Raw genomic sequence first — 16,239 nt, forward strand, 5'->3', positions numbered from 1 at the left:
GACCTCAATGTTTCGCCTGGCCGGGGCGGGGGCTGAACCGGCCCAGCGCGACCGCCGCGATGGCCAGGGCCGAGATCGCCCCGGCCGACAACACCGAAGCCGTGGACGGCCCCACGACCGCCACCCCCGCCACGGCCAGGCCGGAGACCACCGCGGCCACCGCGACGTACGCCCAGGTGGCCAGGCGTACGGCCCGCAGCCGCGCGCCCTCGGACGGCAGCGTGCGGGACAGCAGCCAGGACAGGGCCGGCAGGAGGAGCACCCCGTGCATGAGCACGGCGTGGGCCGGTTTGAGCGCCGTGGCGACCGTGTAGGCGAGCTGCTGGTTGCCCGTCATCACCGCCACGACGCCACGGGCGATCATCACGCCGCCGAAGACCATGGACGCCAGCAGCGTGGCGAAGCCGGCCCGTACGGCCAGCCGGGTGCTCGGGGCGACCTCCGGCGCCGGCCGGAAGGCGGCGATCGTCATGGTGATCGCGATGGCGATGAGCGTGACGCCGAACGCGGCCAGCGTGCGGGCGATGGCCGTGTCGAGGGGCGTCTCCATGTTGAAGTGGGACGGCACGCCGCGCCACGCCTGAAGGGTGATCAGCGCCACCTCGACCGTGGAGGCCACCGCGAACGCCCCGAGGACGAACGCGCGGGCACGCAGCCGTAACCACTGGGACACCCAGGTCAGGGTCAGCACGCTCAACCCGAACGACACCCCGAACGTGAACGGCTTGCGCCACGACACGGCCCCCTCCCACGGACCGCCGGCCACGACGAGCACGCCCAGGTGCGCCAGGCCCACGAGCAGGAGGAAGACCCCGACGGAGTACCAGAGGCGATCGGAGTACCGGAGGCGAGTCATGCGGCCATGCTGACAGCGGCCGGCGGCCCGGCGCGTCGGACCACGGTCTGGCCTTCGACTACGACCACGGTCGTACACCGGGCGCGCCACCGGCCCCCGCCAGGCCGCCCACCAGGGAGGACGCGCCCCTAGGGAACGGCCTTGAGCAGCCAGAGTTCGTTCTCCTCATGACCGGTTTCGAACTGCACCACGCGCGCGCCCGGCTCGGTGGAGGCGTTCGCGACCGCCAGCACCTTGCCCGAGTGCTTGGCGAAGAGCCGGTAGACGCCCGCCTCGTGCTCCTTGAGGAACCAGATCTGGCTGGGGCTGCCGTTGACGCCCCACTGCATCGCGAAGTCGGCGTTCTGGTTCGCCCAGCTGACATCGAGGGCCTTGCCGGAGTGTTCGGCGATGAACCTGTGGCCGCCGTCGGCGGGTTCCAGGCGGAAGATCTGGTTGGTCCGGCCGTGGGGGGTCCACTGGATCACCCAGCCGCCGTCGGACATGTCGCATTCTTTGATGTCAAGGGCGAGCCCGGACTTCTTGTTGATCAGGGTGGCTCGGGCCGGGATGTCCATGGGTGTCCTCTCGAACGGGAGCGGGAGGGGACGATGCGCCGCCTCGTTCTCATGACAGACGATTACGCATGGGAAATCACCCTCCGCCCGTGACCGCTTCCGGACAGGGTTCCGGCCGGGCGCCGTGCGGGGACGGACGCGACGGGTCAGGGGGTGAGGGTGAGGGTGTGGACGGCGGCGTGCTGGACGGACTCGGGCTTGGAGTACATCGGGAGCAGGTCGCCCCGCGCCCAGGCTTCGGCCTGGTCCCAGTAGTTGTCGTGGAAGGCGTGTCCCGAGGCGCCCGTCAGGTTGATCCAGCGGGACTTGTCCAGGTCCGACAGGTCGACGACCATGCGCATCGACGGCACCGCCGTGACCCCGTACCCCTTCTGCACGTTCCACCCGGTCGCGTTCACCGCGTCCTTGTTGCCGGGCACGGCGAACGGGCCGCGGTTGAACAGCGCCTCCACGGGCGCGAGTCCCGAGGTGCCGAGCGTGCCGTTGACCAGTTCGAGCTGGTGCAGGTCGCCCCACTTCCAGGACTTGACGTCGGCGCCGAACAGCTCCGACAGCTCGTGGTAGGCCGAGGCCATCGCCTGCCGCAGCATGTCGTCGCGGGTCTCGGTGAGGTTCTTCGTGGTGACGTCGTCCCAGAAGGGGTCGTCGGGGGCGGTGAGCAGGTTGGCGACCACGTCGTACCAGCGGTCTCCGCCGCCGGGCCACACCTGCTCGGGCAGGTCGTCGTCGAACGTGAGCATGAGCAGGTGCCGCCACACCGCGTTGTAGTAGGCGGCGGGGGCGGAGTCGAGCCCCTGGGAGTGGTCCCACGTGCGCAGCAGCTCGCGGGCCTGGCGGGCGGGCCCGGCCAGGTCCACCTGCAGCAGCGCGGGCACCAGGGTCCCGGCGAACTCGTTGGAGGTGTCCTGCTGGATGTCCGACATCGTCCCGGCGTCGATCTTGCCCTTGCCGATCGCGGACTCGACGAGCTCGCGGATGCGCTGGGAGCGGTAGCCGTAGGACCAGTCCTTGGTCAGCAGCGGCTGGTAGCGGCGGGGGTCGATGACGGCGTTGTTGGCCGTGACGACGAACCCCTCGGCCGGGTCCTCCAGCGTGGGGAGCTGGTCGTAGGGGATGGGGTCGGCCTTCCAGTCGTACTCGCCGGTCCAGCCGGGCACCGGCCAGGTGCCGTCGCCCTTCTCCCGTACGGGGATGCGCCCGGGCGCCTGGTAGCCGATCTTGCCGCTGGTGTCGGCGTAGATCAGGTTCTGCGACGGCACCTCGAACAGCGCCGCCGCCGAGCGGAACGCGGGCCAGTCGCCCGCCTTGTTGAGCGCGAAGATCGCGTCCACGGTCCTGCCGGGGGTGAGGGCGGTCCATTGCAGGGCCACGGCGTTCGCCTCGCCGCTCGGCCGGGCGTCCGGCATGACCTCGTTGATCAGCGGGCCGTGCCGGGTGCTCTTCACGGTGATCGTGACGGGGTCGCCGCCGGCCACCTTGATCTGCTCCTGCCGCGTCTCCAGCTTGACCTGCTCGCCCTTGTACAGGTACGTGTCGCCGTCCACCTTCTCCAGGAAGAGGTCGGCCACGTCGGGACCGAGGTTCGTGAACCCCCACGCGATCTTGTCGTTGTGCCCGATGATCACGCCGGGCACGCCGGAGAAGGTGAACCCGGTGACGTCGTACGGGCACTGCTCGGACAGCTTCCTGCAGTGCAGCCCGGCCTGGTACCAGACGGACGGCATCTGCGGGGACAGGTGCGGGTCGTTGGCCAGCAGCGGCTTGCCGCTGGTGGTGTGCGCGCCGGAGACCACCCACGAGTTGGAGCCGATGCCCTCGCGCTCCTCGCTGCTCATCGTGCTGGGCACGGCGTCGAGCGTCGCGGCGGCCTGGGACAGCGCGCGGACGCCGCCGATCCGCGGCTCGGCCTGCTGGTCGTAGCGGCCCTGGGCGAGCGCGCCCTCGCCGACGATCGGGGCGTGGCGGTCGTACGGGTAGCCGGGGTAGAGCTGCTCGACGCGCTCCTTGGGCAGCTTGGTCAGCGCCAGGGCGCGGTCGATCTCGTCCTCCATGTTGGAGCGCAGGTCCCATGCCATGGCCTTCAGCCAGGCGACGGAGTCGACCGCGGTCCACGGCTCCGGCCGGTACTCGCCGTTCTGGAGCTTGAGCACCGAGTACTCGAGGCTGCGGTCGGAGGCGTTGGGGTTGGCCTCCAGCCAGGCGTTCACGCCCTTGGCGTACGCGGCCAGGAAGTCCTGGGTCTGCCGGTCGAGGCCCGGCAGCTCCTGCTCGGCAACCCGGCGCCAGCCCATGGTCCGCAGCGCCTTGTCGTTGCCGAGCGTGGCCTTTCCGAAGAGTTCGGAGAGCCGTCCGGCGGTGGTGTGGCGGCGGAAGTCCATCTCGAAGAACCGGTCCTGGGCGTGGACGAAGCCCTGCGCCATGAACAGGTCGGCCGCAGTATCGGCATAGATATGCGGAATCCCCGTTTTATCGCGATAAATCGTGACCTTGTGGGTTAGACCGGGCAGCCGCAGCGACCCGTCCACCTGCGGGAACGACTTCCGTACCGTGTACACCAGGACCCCGGCCAGCACGAGCGCCAGCACGAGAAGCACGGTCAACACCCGGGCGAACCACCGCAAAGGCCACGGCATCCACGCAAAGGGTCTCACCGATACCTCCATCTTGCCGGACTGGAACAAGTCTGGCAGTACCGGCTCACTGCTCCGGCCGTTTCAGGTGGTCGGAGCGGCCTCGCGCGCAGGGCGGGCGATCAGAGGGCCCAGCTCTGTCCCTCCGGGGTGTCGGTGACGCGAACCCCCAGGTCGGCCAGCTCGTCCCGCAGCCGGTCGGCCGCCGCCCAGTCGTTGGCCGCCACCGCCCGCTCCCGCTGCGCCAGCAGCTCGCCGGCCCCGGCGGGCGGCACCCGCGGCTTGCCGATCTCCGTGGACAGGTCGAGCGCCAGCACCTGGTCCAGGTGCAGGAACGTCTCGAACTTCGACCCGGGCGCGACCGACTCGTCCAGCTCCAGCTCCCGCAGGACGGCCAGCGCCGCCGGGGTGTCCAGGTCGTCGTCGAGCGCCGCCCCGACGCGCTCGGCGTACGACGAGGCCATGGGCGCGCTGGGCGACTCCGACCACTCGGCCACCCGCGCCCGCCACCGCCGCACCGTGCGGTCGGCGGCCCGCAGGACGTCCCAGGACAGGTCGAGCCGCTCCCGGTAGCGGCGCCCGAGGAAGGCCAGGCGCGCCGCCAGCGGGTCGAGCCCGGCCGCCACCACGTCGGACAGCAGCACCGCCTCGCCCGCCGGCTGCGCCGACCTCGCCGACTCGGCCGTCTCGCGCCCGTCGAACAGCGGGCGCTCACCGTGCACCCAGTGGCGCACCACCTGGTGGCCGGTCGCCGCGTCCGACTGGGCGCGCTCGTCCTCGTGGTGCGGGAAGCGCCGGGCGGCGTCGCCGACGTGCAGGTCGATCCGCTCGCCGAGGAAGCGCAGCGACACCGCCGAGCACGCCACGTGCGGGCCGGGCAGGCCCCGGCCCCACGGCGCGTCCCGGCCCTGGTCGCCGTCGGCGGGCCGCCACAGGGCCCAGTCGGCGGGGAAACGCCTGTGCGGGTCGGCGGCGTCGGCCGGGCCGGCGGGCGCGAGGTCGTCCAGGCGGGTGCCGGAGATCTCGCCGTACGCCGGGAACGTCCGTACGTCGAAGTAGACCGAGCCGTCCGGCGCCGGGTAGGCGTGCCCCCGCTCGACGAGCCCGGCGATCAGCTCGATCATCAGGTCGACCGTCTCCCCGGCGCGCGGGGCGTGCTCCGGCGGCCGCAGGTTGAGCGCGGCCGCGTCGCCCCGGAACGCCTCCTCGTGGGCGAGGGCCAGGTCACGCGCCCCCGGCTCCTCGCCCGGACGCCCGAGGTCGGCGACGTGCCGGCAGGCCACCACCCGCGTACGCCGCCCCTCCAGAACCCTCCTGACCAGGTCGGACAGCACGTACGTGCGCAGGTCGCCCAGATGGACGCGGCGGTGCAGCGCCGGCCCGCACGTGTACACGCGCACCGCCCGCCCGCCCGAGATCTCCTCGACCTGCCTGGCCCGGGTGTCGTGGATCCGCAACATCACCCGAGCCTAGCCCTCACCCGCCGAGGAAGCCGAGGATGTCCCGGTCACCGCGCTCGCGCAGCCTGGCCAGCACCTCCTCGCGGGTGGCCGTGTCCGGCAGCCCGATGCGGGCCCCGATCAGCCGCAGCCCCTCCATCTCGGAGTGCACCGGGGCGGTGTAGCCGATGAGGTAGAGCGCCCGGTTCAGCGGCGGCATCGCCACGGCGGCCGCGGGCAGGTAGCGGGTCAGCAGCTCGCCGCCGTCGGAGACGGTCAGGAAGACGTGGTCGCCCTCGCTCGCCTTGAAGTCGGCCAGCACGTTGCGGATCGACCCCATGGTCGGCTGGTTGTGCCAGCTGATCACCACGTCGCCCGAGGGCGTCGAGGCGGTCAGCGACCCGCCGGGAGCCATGCCCAGGTAGGCGGCGAACCCCGTCGGCAGGGGCGAGCCCGACCCGCGCAGGTGCTCGGCGTTGACGTCCACGCGGTGCCACCACCGGCCGTCGCGGGAGCGGAAGCTGCGCCGCGTCTCCGAGACGTCCTTGCGCGGCTGGTACGGCTCCGACTCCCCGGTCGGCGACGTCCCGGCCACCCTGATCCAGCCCCGCTGCGTGCGCTCGAACCCGGGCCCGCCCGAGTAGGCGCGCACCGAGCTCTCGCTCACGTCGTAGCGGGAGGTCAGGTTCGTCACGATCGTGCTCACCGAGGCCTCGCCGCCGGCCCGCTCGATCTCCCTGGCGATCATCTCCCTGATGCCCAGGTACTCGTCGCCGCCCCACCTGGTCAGCCCGTACTTGTTCCGGTCAACCCGGCGGAAGCGCTCGTCGGCGGTGAGCTGGTTGCGGATGCCGACCAGGCTGTAGTCCTCGCCGATGCGTTCCTGGATCTCCTCGGGCGACAGCGGCGTGCCCGCCACCGCCAGCACCGCCTCGGCCTTCTCGTTGATGCTGCGCGGCCAGGGCACCACGTGCCGGCCGAGCACCCGGAGCTGCGGCACGGCGAGGATCCACCGCTCGGCGACGTCCTCGCGGACGCCGAGCTGGGCCACCATGGACACCGCCTCGCCGAGCGGCCGCGGCCCGTCGGTGAACAACTGCCGCGTCTTCTCCCGCAGCTCGTCGGCCCCGCCGGAGACCAGCCACCCGTCGGCCTGCTCGTACCCGGTCAGCAGCGTGCGGACGAACCGCCACGCGGGGATGCCCAGCGTGCGCAGGTCGCCGCGGTGCCACGGCACGGCGGCCGCCAGGTCGTCGGCCGGCACCGCCGACCCCAGCCTGCCCCTCAGCCACGTCACGTGCGCCACCAGCGCCGCCGCCTCCGGCGAGCCCAGCCACGCTTCCACGTGGTCGCGCAGGTCCCGCTCGATCTGCCTGATCCGCTCGCGGGTGACCGAGAAACGCTGCGCCAGCTCGTCCAGCGTGGCGCGCTGGGCCGCGTAGAGCCGGTCGCGGGCGATGGCGCGCTGCCGCTCGTCGAGGGCCGCGAACACCGCGTCGATCAGCTCGGGAAGGGGTTTGTCGGGCCGGGCGGGGACGGGCAGGGCGGCGGGCGCGGGTTCGAGCAGCCGCTCGAACACACCGGTGAACAGCTTCTGCACCACGTCCTTGCCCAGCGACTCCGGCGTGCGCTCGGCCTCGGCGGGGTCGGAGAAACGCAGCAGCGGCAGGATGTCGCCGAGCAGCAGGTGCCCCCAGCAGGCCACGGCCAGATCGGCCAGGTGACCCGCCACGGTCTGCGTCCCGACGATCGCGCACGCGCGGTCGAGGGGGATCGCCTGCCACCAGGCCTCGGGCAGCTGGGGCTCCTCCACGATCGGCGCGATCTGACCAGGGGAGGTCCAGCGCAGGGGTGGCGCGAGGTCGCTCAGGCTGAGGTTCATTGAGGTCCAACCGGCAAAGGGAAGATATCCGCAGTTCAGACTATGTGATCAGGGGGACAGAAATGGGCTCCCCCTTCCGGAATGCGAGATATAGAGCATCGTTCGGGCCCGTGTGCAGGCGACGAACAGTATGCTCCGCTCGCGTTGCAGCGCTCGGGCCCGCGCGGCCGGCTCCTCGGGCAGCGGTCCGGGCACCACGCCCTCCGCCACGCCGACGAGCGCCACCCGTTCGAACTCCAGGCCCTTCAGGTGCTGGAAGGTCGCCACGCGCACGTCCAGCCCGTCCAGGGCCTCCCGGGCGGCACGGGCCAGCGTGGGGGTGCGCGTCCCGACGGCGATCTCGGCCTCGGGCACGCCGTCCGCCAGCCAGCCGCCGACCGTGGCGCGCAGCCCGGCCAGCTCGGACTCCGGCGTGTCGTACGCGCGGACCACCGGCCGCCGGCCGTTGTGCGTGGCGCGGTAGCCGTACAGCTCGGCCACGCCCCTGACCAGGCCGTTCGCCGGGCCGCCGCCGCGCAGCCGGACCACGTAGGACAGGATCTCCTGCGGCAGCCGGTAGGAGATCCGCAGGTCGTGCCGGACGGCCGGGATGCCCACCGCGCCGAGCACCACCCGCGTGTCGGTCACCCGCTGGTGCGGGTCGCCCACCACGAACAGGTCGTCGTGCGCGTGCGGCGCCGCCGCCCGCAGCAGCCGCCACTGCGCCGGGCTGATGTCCTGCGCCTCGTCCACCACGATGTGCCGGTACGGCTTGCGCCCCGGCTCCACGTCGTCCAGCAGGTCGCCGGTCGTGATCGACAGCAGCCGGATCGCCTCGTCGGTGAGCTGGGCCAGCGACCGGGCCCCCGGGCCGACCAGGGCGGGACGGCGTCCCTCCGCGTCGGCGACGATCCGCATGGCCAGGCGCTCGGCGTTGTCCACCTCGACGCGCTTGCGGACGGTCTCGTCGTCGATCAGCACGTCCAGCCGGCCGGACAGCTCCTCGGCCAGGCTCTGCGAGAACGTCACCAGCAGCACCGGGCCGCTGCCCCGCGCCGCCAGGTGGGCCGCCCGGTGCAGGGCGATGATCGTCTTGCCGGTGCCCGCGCCGCCCACGACCAGCGCCGGCTGCTCGTACCGTCCGGCCCTGGCCAGCCGGTGCTGCGTCGGGTGCAGGAACGTGCACCAGTCCGGGGCACCGAGCACCCGGTCGAGCTCCACCTTGTCGGCGGCGAACACCGCGCGGTCCGGGCTGCGCAGCAGCGCCGCGTGCAGGTCGTCGGGGTCGATCGCGCCCGGCTCCTCGTCGCGGGCGCGCCAGTCGTCCAGCTCCCGCCACGCCTCCGACAGCGTGCCGCCCCTGGCCAGGACGGCCAGCGGCGCGTACTGGGTGGGCGGCAGCAGCGGTTCGAGCGCGGCCACGTCGGCCTCGGTGGAGATCAGCCTGACCAGGGGCAGCGCGTGCACGTCGATGCCGAGCGCGAGCAGGTCGCCGTCGCAGATCTGGTCGAACAGCCGCGAGGGGCGGGCCGACCTGCGTAAGGCGGGCTCGACCCGGTCCAGTGTCTCGGCGTCCCACTCCTCGACGACGCCGATCACCGGGTTGACGCCGTACCGGTGACGCTGGGCGTACGACCACGCCTCCGGATCGGGCCGCACGGCGAGCAGCCAGTAGACGTCGCGCTGCCGGACCACCACGCCGCGATGCCCGTCGGCCAGGCGCAGCGTGGCGACCTTGGCGTCCCGGCAGCCCCGCACCCGCTCGGGGTGCGGGGCTCCGGACACGTTCAGCAGGAACCGGCGCAGCGCGACCACGGCGTCCCTGCGCACCGGCTGAGCCAGTGCGCCGAGCTCCCCTGGAAAGTCAGGGCCGATCGCGAGCCGCGGCACGGGCGGTCAGTCCAAGAGGGCGAGCAGGTCGCGGTCGCCGCGTTCGCGGAGCCTGGTGAGCAGGTCGGGCAGCCCGACGGGGCCGGTGAGCCCGATCCTCGTCGCGATCACCCTGGCCGCCTGGTCCCGGGTGCCGCCCGGCGCCGTGTAGCCGACCAGGCGCAGCGCCTTGGTGATGCTCTCGGCGTTCTGGGCGGCGACCGGCAGGTGACGGGCGCGCAGGACGCCCTCGTCCGACAGGGTGAGGAACAGGTGGCCGCCCTCCTTGGCGCCGACGTCCACGAGCAGGCGCTCGATGGACTCCAGCACCGGCCTGCCGTGCCAGGTCATGGTCAGCTCGCCCGCCGCGCTCCTGACCGCCCGGCTCTCACCGGGGGACAGGCCCAGGTAGGCCGCGAAGCCCGTCGGGAGGGCGCACTCGCCGCCGGCGAGCTGCTCGGCGGTCACGTCGATCCGCAGCCACCAGCGGCCGTCCGGCTGGCGGAAGCAGCGCCTGGTCTGGGAGACGTCCTTGAGCGGCTGGTACGGCTTGTTCTGCTCCGCCCCGCCGTTGCCCTCCGCGGGCGGCGGCGGGACCGGCGTGAACGCCTGGAACTGCAGCGGACCGGGCGGACCGGCCTGGGACGGCGGCGGTGGCATGGGCGGGGGCGGCGTGGGGGGCGGCGGCATGGGAGGCGGCGGCTGCATCGCGGCGAACGCCGAGTGCGGCTGCTGGAAGTCCGCCGGCGGGTTCGGCTGCGCGGGCAGCGTGGCCAGCACGAACTGCCAGGCCGGCACCTCCAGCGCGCGGATCTCCCTGGCGTGCCAGTCGGCCGCGCCGATCAGCTGCTCCTTGGGCGCGGCCGGGCCCAGCGTCCTGCGCAGCTCGTCCAGGTGGGCGCGGAACGGCGCGGCCTGCTCGCTGGCCAGCCACTGGTCGAGGCGGACGCGCAGCTCCTGCTCGGTGGCGGAGATGTCGGCCGGGGGGACGGCGAACAGCTTGGCGAGCTGGTCGACCGCCGAGGGCTCGTCGGTGAAGACCCGGTTCTGGGCCACGGCCCAGCTCTTGTCGTCGAGCCCGGCGAACGCGGCCTCGATCAGCTCGGGCAACTCCTCACCGCTCGCCTCGGCGTGCCCGGCGTCCGCCTCGTCGGGCTCAGCGTGCCCGAAATCGGCCTCAAGCGCGGCGTGCTCGGCGTGCTCGGCGTCGACCCCAAGCGCGGCGTGCCCGGCGTCGGCGACAGGCTCGGCGTGCTCGGCCTCAAGCTCGGCGTGCCGGGCGTCGGCCTCAGGCTCGGGACGCTCGAAGTCGGCGTGCTCGGGCTCGGGCTCGGGGGCGGTCTCGGTCTCGGGCTCGGGGGCGGTCTCGGTCTCGGGCTCGGATTCGGCGGGCGCGGCGTGCGCCTCGGGCGCGGCGGCCTCAGCGTACGCCTCGGGCTCGGCGTGATCGGCGGGCACCGCAGGGTGTGCGGCCTCAGGCTGTGCGGCCTCAGGCTGTGCGGGTGCGGCCTCGGGCTGTGCGGCCTCGACCGGCTCCTCCCCGTCCCGCTCCTCAACGACCTCAGGGACGTCGGCGGGTTCGCGCCGTTCACCCTCTTCGTCGTGATCGTCCGGCGAGAAGGGCTCGCCGCCGACCCCCTCCGCCTCCAGCGCGGACGCCTCCGCGGCGGCGGGCTCGGGCGCGGGCTCGTCGGCGGCGTCGAGCACGGGCTCGGCCTCGGGCAGCGGCACCTCTTCGACGACCGGCTCGGAGTCGGCGTCGAGCACCCGCTCACCGTCACGGCCGGCCGCCTCCTCGACAGCCCCGCCCTCGACGGCCCCGTCCTCAGCGGCCCCGCCGTCAGGGAACGCGAGCTCCCGCGGCGCGGGCTCAGGGGCGAGAGCGGCCGGTACGTGCGCCTCGCCCTGCCGCCCACCCGCGTACGGATGCGCCAGCCGGACGAGCACCGCCCCGAACAACGTGTTGAGCACCGGCCGGGCCTGGATGAACGGCTGGTCCACCAGCTCCCGCCCGGTCAGCGACAGCAGCCCCGTCCACGACCCGGCGCGGTCGAGCGCGATGGCGACGGCGGGCTCGTCGGCCTCGTCCGGGTCCAGGACGTGCAGAGCCGGCAGGACGTCACCGACGGCGGCGGCCGGCCAGTGCTCCAGCGCGATCTCGGTCAGCAGCTCGCCCAGCGACTCCGGGCCGATGGCTGCGAGCACCAGCGGCATGGGCAGGCTTCGCCACCACGCGTCCGGCAGATCCGGCTGCCCGGTCAGTAGCGTGATCGTCGACGCGTCGCTCCACCTCAACGGTGGAACGAGGTCGCTCAGGCAGAAGTTCATCCCGTTCCGTTCACCAGCCCCTCACGCCGCGCAAGCGGCGCAGCCAACATCTCGCCGCCCACGGAACAGACCATAGTCCGGCAAAACAGCCCTACGCATCATGCACTACGCATCAGCGCCGAACAGCGGCAAAGCGTAGACGCACGTAGTCGGCCATCCAGCCCGTCTCCCTGCGCAGGGCGGGCGCGGCCAGCTCGTTGACCCGCCCGAGCAGGGGTTCCACGATCTCCGGCGGCAGTCCTTCGAGCACGGACGAGGCGAACATGCGCACCCAGTCGGCGGCCCCGCCGGGGCACTCGTCGAGCGGCGTCGGCCGGTCGAAGTACTCCAGCAGCCGGACCACGAAGCCCTCCTGCTCCAGCCGGCGCGCGTACTCGGCGGGCGTGGGGAAGTACCAGGGCAGGTCGGGCTCGCGCAGGCCGTACTCGCGCCAGGCGGTCAGCATCGCGGCGGTCAGCTCCGCGCAGTTGCCCGCGCCGCCCATCTCCGCGACGAACCGGCCGCCCGGCTTCAGCGCCTCGCGGACGCTGGCGATCACGGCGGCGGGGTCGCGGCTCATCCAGTGGAGCGCCGCGTTGGAGAAGACGGCGTCGTAGGGGTCCACCACGGTGAAGTCGTGGCCGTCGCCGATGATGAAGTCGATCCCCGGGTACTGGGCCAGCGCCTTCTCGATCATCGCGGCGGAACCGTCGATGCCCAGCACGTCCGCGCCCCTGAAGGCGATCTGCGCGGTCAGCACCCCGGTGCCGCACCCGAGGTCGAGCACGCGCTCCCCGGGCTGCGGGTCGAGGAGGTCGACCAGCGGCGCGCCCTGGGTGGAGACGTACCCGAAACTGCTGTCGTAGGCGCGACTGTTCCACCGCTCCAAGCTCGGTGCGTCGTATCGCAAGACGATCAGCTCACATTCGTCAGACATCGGGCCCCCGTGGCCGTGCTGTCCGTTCACTTTAGAGCCTGATCGTCTCTACGACATATCAAGTCACAACGGACTCATCCCACGCTCTTGCTCCATTCCCGCTTCAAGTACGCCTTCGCCGCGTCCGTCTGCGGGATCATCATGAGCACGGGAGGGCCGGCGGCCTTGGGCAGCCGGGCGGCCTGCTCGGTGTCGAGCTTGCCCTTCATGAGCATCGCCTCGCCGCGCGCCGGACGGGCGTAGCCCTTCTGCAGCAGGTTCTGGCCCTCGTCGGAGAACAGGAACTCCTGCCACAGCCGGGCGGCGGCCGGATGCGGGGCGGTCTTGCTGATCGCCTGGACGTGGTACCCGCCGAACGGCGCGTCGCGCGGGATCGTCACCTCCCAGGAGTCGGCGTGGTCGGCGCTGCGGGTCGCGTTGAGGTGGTCCCAGTCGATGATCACGTTCGCCTTGGCCGGCTCGACGAGCTGCCCGGCCTGCTTGAGTTTGGCGAACAGGTCCACTCCCTGCCGGGCGTCCGGCTTGGCCCCGGCCTTCATGGACGCGGCCATCACGCCGCCGAACGCCGCCGCCGAGCGCAGCGGGTCGCCGTCGAGCGCGACGCGGTAGCCGGGCTTGAGCAGGTCGGCGAAGGAGGCGGGGGCCTTGACCTCGCGCGGGTCGTAGCCGATCGACATGTAGCCGCCGTACGCGCCGTACCAGGCCCCCTTGGGGTCCTTGACGAAGTCGGGCAGGTCCTGCCAGCCCGTCACCTTGTACGGCGCGAACTTGTCGGCCCCGTAGACGGCCATGTCCAGAGTGAGATCGAACACGTCCGGCTTGAGCTGGTCGGCGGCGTCGAGCTCACGCTTGCTGCTGGCGCCCGGTTCCAGCTCGTTGACCTTGATGTCGTACTTGTCGGCGAAGGTGTCGATGATCTCGCCGTAGTTCACCCAGTCGTGCGGCAGGCCGATCACGGTGAGCTGGCCCTCGCGCTTGGCGGCCTCGGCCAGGCGCGCCATCGTGCCGAAGCCCTGCTTCAGCGAGGCGGCCCGGACGTTGAGCACCGGCAGGTCCTTGGCCCCCTCGGACGTGGACTGGGATGTGGACGCGCCGCATCCGGCGCTGGCGAGAACGGCTGCTACGGCGGCGCAGATACGTACGGTCACACAACGAATACTTACCGTTACTTCGCCCGAGGTCGAGGAGGCGCGACCGGAACGACCTTGGCCGCGACCAGCGATTCCTCGTCGATCTCCACCAAAGTGCCGTCCCGCTTGCGAACGCGCAACACGCCGTCCGTCCAGGATTCGAGCACGCCGACGGCGTCCCGAAAGCCTTCTGGGACGCGCCTTCGAGTGGTGATCCGTGCGCCTATGTCCTGAGTTGTGATCGCGACGACGAGGCGTGCGGCCATGAGTTTGCCACCCTCCGTTTCGGCCAGCTGGCAAGCACGGCAATACTAGGGCGTAGCAAACCGCGGTCAGAGTCATGCCATGGTGCGGAGAAAAAGGAGCTCGAGGTGACCTACGTCATCGCGCAGCCTTGCGTGGACGTCCTGGACAAGGCGTGCATCGAGGAGTGCCCCGTCGATTGCATCTACGAGGGCGAGCGCATGCTTTACATCCACCCCGACGAGTGCGTGGACTGCGGCGCGTGCGAGCCTGTGTGCCCCGTCGAGGCCATCTTCTACGAGGACGACCTTCCCGAGCAGTGGAAGGACTTCTACAAGGCGAACGTGGACTTCTTCGAGGACCTGGGCTCGCCCGGGGGCGCCTCGAAGGTCGGCAAGATCGAGAAGGACCACCCGGTGGTGGCCGCGCTGCCGCCGCAGGGCGAGGACCACTAGCGAGTCGCGTGCGCCGGGGCCGTCCACGTCGGGCGGGCCCCGTGCGCCCGCGTCCGCGGCAAGGCGCGTACGGCCCCGAACGACCCTGGAGAACCGTGAACAAGCTGCCCGACTTCCCCTGGGACCGGCTCGAACCGTACAAGGAACGCGCCCTGGCGCATCCCGACGGCATCGTCGACCTCTCGGTCGGCACGCCGGTCGACCCGGTGCCCGAGGCCGTCCAGCAGGCGCTGCGCGACTCGGCGGACAGCCCCGGCTACCCGCTGACCCACGGCACCAAGGCGCTGCGCGGGGCCGCCGCGGGCTGGTTGCGGCGCCGCCACGGCGTCACCGTCGACCAGCAGGACGTCCTGCCGCTGATCGGCTCCAAGGAGTTCGTCGCCTGGCTGCCCACCTACCTCGGCGCCCGGCGGGTGGTCTTCCCCGAGCTGGCCTACCCCACCTACGACGTGGGCGCCCGGCTCGCCGGCGCGACCGCCACCGCCTCCGACAGCACGCTGTCGGTCGGCCCGGAACACGTCGACCTGCTCTGGATCAACTCCCCGGGCAACCCGACCGGGCGCGTGCTGCCCGCCGAGCACCTGCGCAAGGTGGTCTCCTGGGCGCGCGAGCGCGGCACGGTCGTGGCCTCCGACGAGTGCTACATCGAGCTCGGCTGGGAAGAGCAGCCGGTCTCCGTCCTCCATCCCGACGTCTGCGGGGGCTCCCACGAGGGGCTGCTCGCCGTCCACTCGCTCTCCAAGCGCTCCAACCTGGCCGGCTACCGGGCGGGGTTCGTGACGGGCGATCCCGTCCTGGTCAAGCGGCTGCTGGAGACGCGCAAGCACGCCGGCATGCTCATGCCGAAGCCGGTCCAGGACGCGATGACGGTCGCGCTCGGCGACGACGCGCACGCCGAACGCCAGCGCGAGCTGTACTCCGCGCGGCGCGCCGTGCTGCGTCCCGCGCTGGAGCGGGCGGGGTGGACGATCGACCATTCGACCGCCGGTCTGTACCTGTGGGCGTCGAATGGGCAGAACGCCTGGGATCAGGTGAGTAAGCTCTCCGAAATCGGGATTTTGGTCGCGCCGGGAGACTTCTACGGATCGGCTGGTGGACGGCACATCCGCGTCGCGATGACCGCCACCGACGAACGCATCAGTGCGGCCGTGCGCCGCCTCCAGTAGGATCGCCCGTCGTAGCGCACGGACAAATTGCCACGGACAAATTGAAAAAGGCGTCTGCCGAGACAGACCGCGAGTGGAGCGAGCTGACGGATGAGCATGACCTCCATGGTCGTACTCGGGCTGAGCATCGCCACCGTCCTGTTGTTGCTGGGGGCGTTCCTGGCCACCATGCGGCAGGACAGGAGGGGCCGGTCGAGCGCGCCGCCGCCACCGGCCGAGGTCGCTCCGGTCGAGGCCCCGCTGCCCGCGCCGGTCGAGGCCCCCGGGCACGCCGGCACCGACTACGCCGACCCGCGCACGATCCAGGTCGCCGACCGGATCGAGGTGCACGGCTCCCCCTACCGGGTGCTCGGCGCGATGCACGTCTCCTGGCAGGGCCGGCAGTGGATCGAGTACCTGCTGCGCGACGTCGCCCGCCGCCGTCTGTGGCTCTCCGTCGAGGTGCGCGAGGGCAAGGCCGCGGGCGAGGCGTCCCATCTTGAGGTGCTGCTGTGGACCGAGGTGCCGACGCAGGGCATGGTCCCGGCCAAGAGCATGCTGATCATGGAGGGCGTCGAGTTCTTCCCGATCCAGCGCGGCACCGCGGCCTTCAGGAGCGAGGGCGAGACCGGCAACCCCGAACGCGGCCTGCTCGACTTCGCCGACTACCACGCCTCCGACGGCCGTCTGCTCTCCTTCGACCGCATCCAGGGCCACGCGTGGAGCGCCAGCTACGCCCAGCCGCTGCCGCCGGGCTCGATCACCATCGTCACCCGCGCCACCTGACGTCCGTCCGGCCGGGGGCGCGGC

Annotated in this window: 13 protein-coding genes; 3 read left to right on the forward strand and 10 right to left on the reverse strand. The window is 72.2% G+C overall.

Annotation, left to right across the window (positions count from 1 at the left end; translation table 11 throughout):
• Positions 1 to 4: 4 nt before the first annotated feature.
• From ACIBST_RS31695 to ACIBST_RS31740, 10 genes are all read right to left on the reverse strand, one after another.
• Complete coding sequence (locus ACIBST_RS31695; protein ID WP_397177002.1) at positions 5 to 856, reverse strand: hypothetical protein; 852 nt, start codon at positions 854 to 856, stop codon at positions 5 to 7.
• A gap of 128 nt (positions 857 to 984) precedes the next feature.
• A complete protein-coding gene (locus ACIBST_RS31700) occupies positions 985 to 1,413 on the reverse strand; it encodes an RICIN domain-containing protein (protein WP_397177004.1) in 429 nt (142 codons plus the stop codon).
• A gap of 146 nt (positions 1,414 to 1,559) precedes the next feature.
• The gene (locus tag ACIBST_RS31705; RefSeq protein WP_397177150.1) at positions 1,560 to 4,046 is read right to left on the reverse strand and encodes a penicillin acylase family protein; all 2,487 of its coding nucleotides are present in this window, start codon (positions 4,044 to 4,046) and stop codon (positions 1,560 to 1,562) included.
• A gap of 119 nt (positions 4,047 to 4,165) precedes the next feature.
• Complete coding sequence (locus ACIBST_RS31710) at positions 4,166 to 5,503, reverse strand: cysteine--tRNA ligase (protein ID WP_397177006.1); 1,338 nt, start codon at positions 5,501 to 5,503, stop codon at positions 4,166 to 4,168.
• A 16-nt stretch (positions 5,504 to 5,519) separates the two neighbouring features.
• On the reverse strand, positions 5,520 to 7,364 hold the full coding sequence (locus ACIBST_RS31715; protein WP_397177007.1) for a sigma factor-like helix-turn-helix DNA-binding protein: 1,845 nt from the start codon (positions 7,362 to 7,364) through the stop codon (positions 5,520 to 5,522).
• A 48-nt stretch (positions 7,365 to 7,412) separates the two neighbouring features.
• Positions 7,413 to 9,173 (reverse strand): UvrD-helicase domain-containing protein, encoded by a 1,761-nt coding sequence (locus ACIBST_RS31720; RefSeq protein WP_397177008.1) that lies wholly within the window; start codon positions 9,171 to 9,173, stop codon positions 7,413 to 7,415.
• Positions 9,174 to 9,239: 66 nt separating this feature from the next.
• Positions 9,240 to 11,426, reverse strand: a complete 2,187-nt coding sequence (locus ACIBST_RS31725) for a hypothetical protein (protein ID WP_397177010.1) — start codon at positions 11,424 to 11,426, stop codon at positions 9,240 to 9,242.
• Between the two features lie 226 nt (positions 11,427 to 11,652).
• Positions 11,653 to 12,429 carry a methyltransferase domain-containing protein gene (locus ACIBST_RS31730; protein WP_352325364.1) on the reverse strand — a complete coding sequence of 259 codons (777 nt, stop codon included), beginning with the start codon at positions 12,427 to 12,429 and terminating at the stop codon, positions 11,653 to 11,655.
• 101 nt (positions 12,430 to 12,530) lie between these two features.
• Positions 12,531 to 13,604: an ABC transporter substrate-binding protein gene (locus tag ACIBST_RS31735; protein ID WP_397177012.1), complete on the reverse strand. Its 1,074-nt coding sequence runs from the start codon at positions 13,602 to 13,604 to the stop codon at positions 12,531 to 12,533.
• A 17-nt stretch (positions 13,605 to 13,621) separates the two neighbouring features.
• The gene (locus ACIBST_RS31740) at positions 13,622 to 13,852 is read right to left on the reverse strand and encodes a hypothetical protein (protein WP_352325366.1); all 231 of its coding nucleotides are present in this window, start codon (positions 13,850 to 13,852) and stop codon (positions 13,622 to 13,624) included.
• A 105-nt stretch (positions 13,853 to 13,957) separates the two neighbouring features.
• Here ACIBST_RS31740 and fdxA point away from each other — a divergent pair, with 105 nt between their 5' ends.
• The 3 genes from fdxA (at position 13,958) to ACIBST_RS31755 (ending at position 16,215) form a co-directional block, all read left to right on the forward strand.
• Positions 13,958 to 14,284 carry a ferredoxin gene (fdxA, locus tag ACIBST_RS31745; RefSeq protein ID WP_106240826.1) on the forward strand — a complete coding sequence of 109 codons (327 nt, stop codon included), beginning with the start codon at positions 13,958 to 13,960 and terminating at the stop codon, positions 14,282 to 14,284.
• Between the two features lie 95 nt (positions 14,285 to 14,379).
• Entirely contained in the window at positions 14,380 to 15,450 is a 1,071-nt protein-coding gene (gene dapC, locus ACIBST_RS31750) for a succinyldiaminopimelate transaminase (RefSeq protein ID WP_397177014.1), read from the forward strand.
• Positions 15,451 to 15,540: 90 nt separating this feature from the next.
• A complete protein-coding gene (locus ACIBST_RS31755) occupies positions 15,541 to 16,215 on the forward strand; it encodes a DUF4178 domain-containing protein (protein WP_352352881.1) in 675 nt (224 codons plus the stop codon).
• Positions 16,216 to 16,239: the final 24 nt, after the last annotated feature.

Origin of the sequence: Nonomuraea sp. NPDC049684 (assembly GCF_044465345.1) — a bacterium.
Taxonomy (GTDB): Bacteria; Actinomycetota; Actinomycetes; order Streptosporangiales; family Streptosporangiaceae; genus Nonomuraea.

What these genes read in the sequence shown, in the direction of transcription:
- ACIBST_RS31695 (WP_397177002.1), bottom strand. Translation starts at nt 856, where the DNA reads ATGACTCGCCTCCGGTACTCCGATCGCCTCTGGTACTCCGTCGGGGTC.
- ACIBST_RS31700 (WP_397177004.1), bottom strand. Translation starts at nt 1,413, where the DNA reads ATGGACATCCCGGCCCGAGCCACCCTGATCAACAAGAAGTCCGGGCTC.
- ACIBST_RS31705 (WP_397177150.1), bottom strand. Translation starts at nt 4,046, where the DNA reads ATGCCGTGGCCTTTGCGGTGGTTCGCCCGGGTGTTGACCGTGCTTCTC.
- ACIBST_RS31710 (WP_397177006.1), bottom strand. Translation starts at nt 5,503, where the DNA reads ATGTTGCGGATCCACGACACCCGGGCCAGGCAGGTCGAGGAGATCTCG.
- ACIBST_RS31715 (WP_397177007.1), bottom strand. Translation starts at nt 7,364, where the DNA reads ATGAACCTCAGCCTGAGCGACCTCGCGCCACCCCTGCGCTGGACCTCC.
- ACIBST_RS31725 (WP_397177010.1), bottom strand. Translation starts at nt 11,426, where the DNA reads ATGCCGCTGGTGCTCGCAGCCATCGGCCCGGAGTCGCTGGGCGAGCTG.
- ACIBST_RS31740 (WP_352325366.1), bottom strand. Translation starts at nt 13,852, where the DNA reads ATGGCCGCACGCCTCGTCGTCGCGATCACAACTCAGGACATAGGCGCA.
- ACIBST_RS31755 (WP_352352881.1), top strand. Translation starts at nt 15,541, where the DNA reads ATGAGCATGACCTCCATGGTCGTACTCGGGCTGAGCATCGCCACCGTC.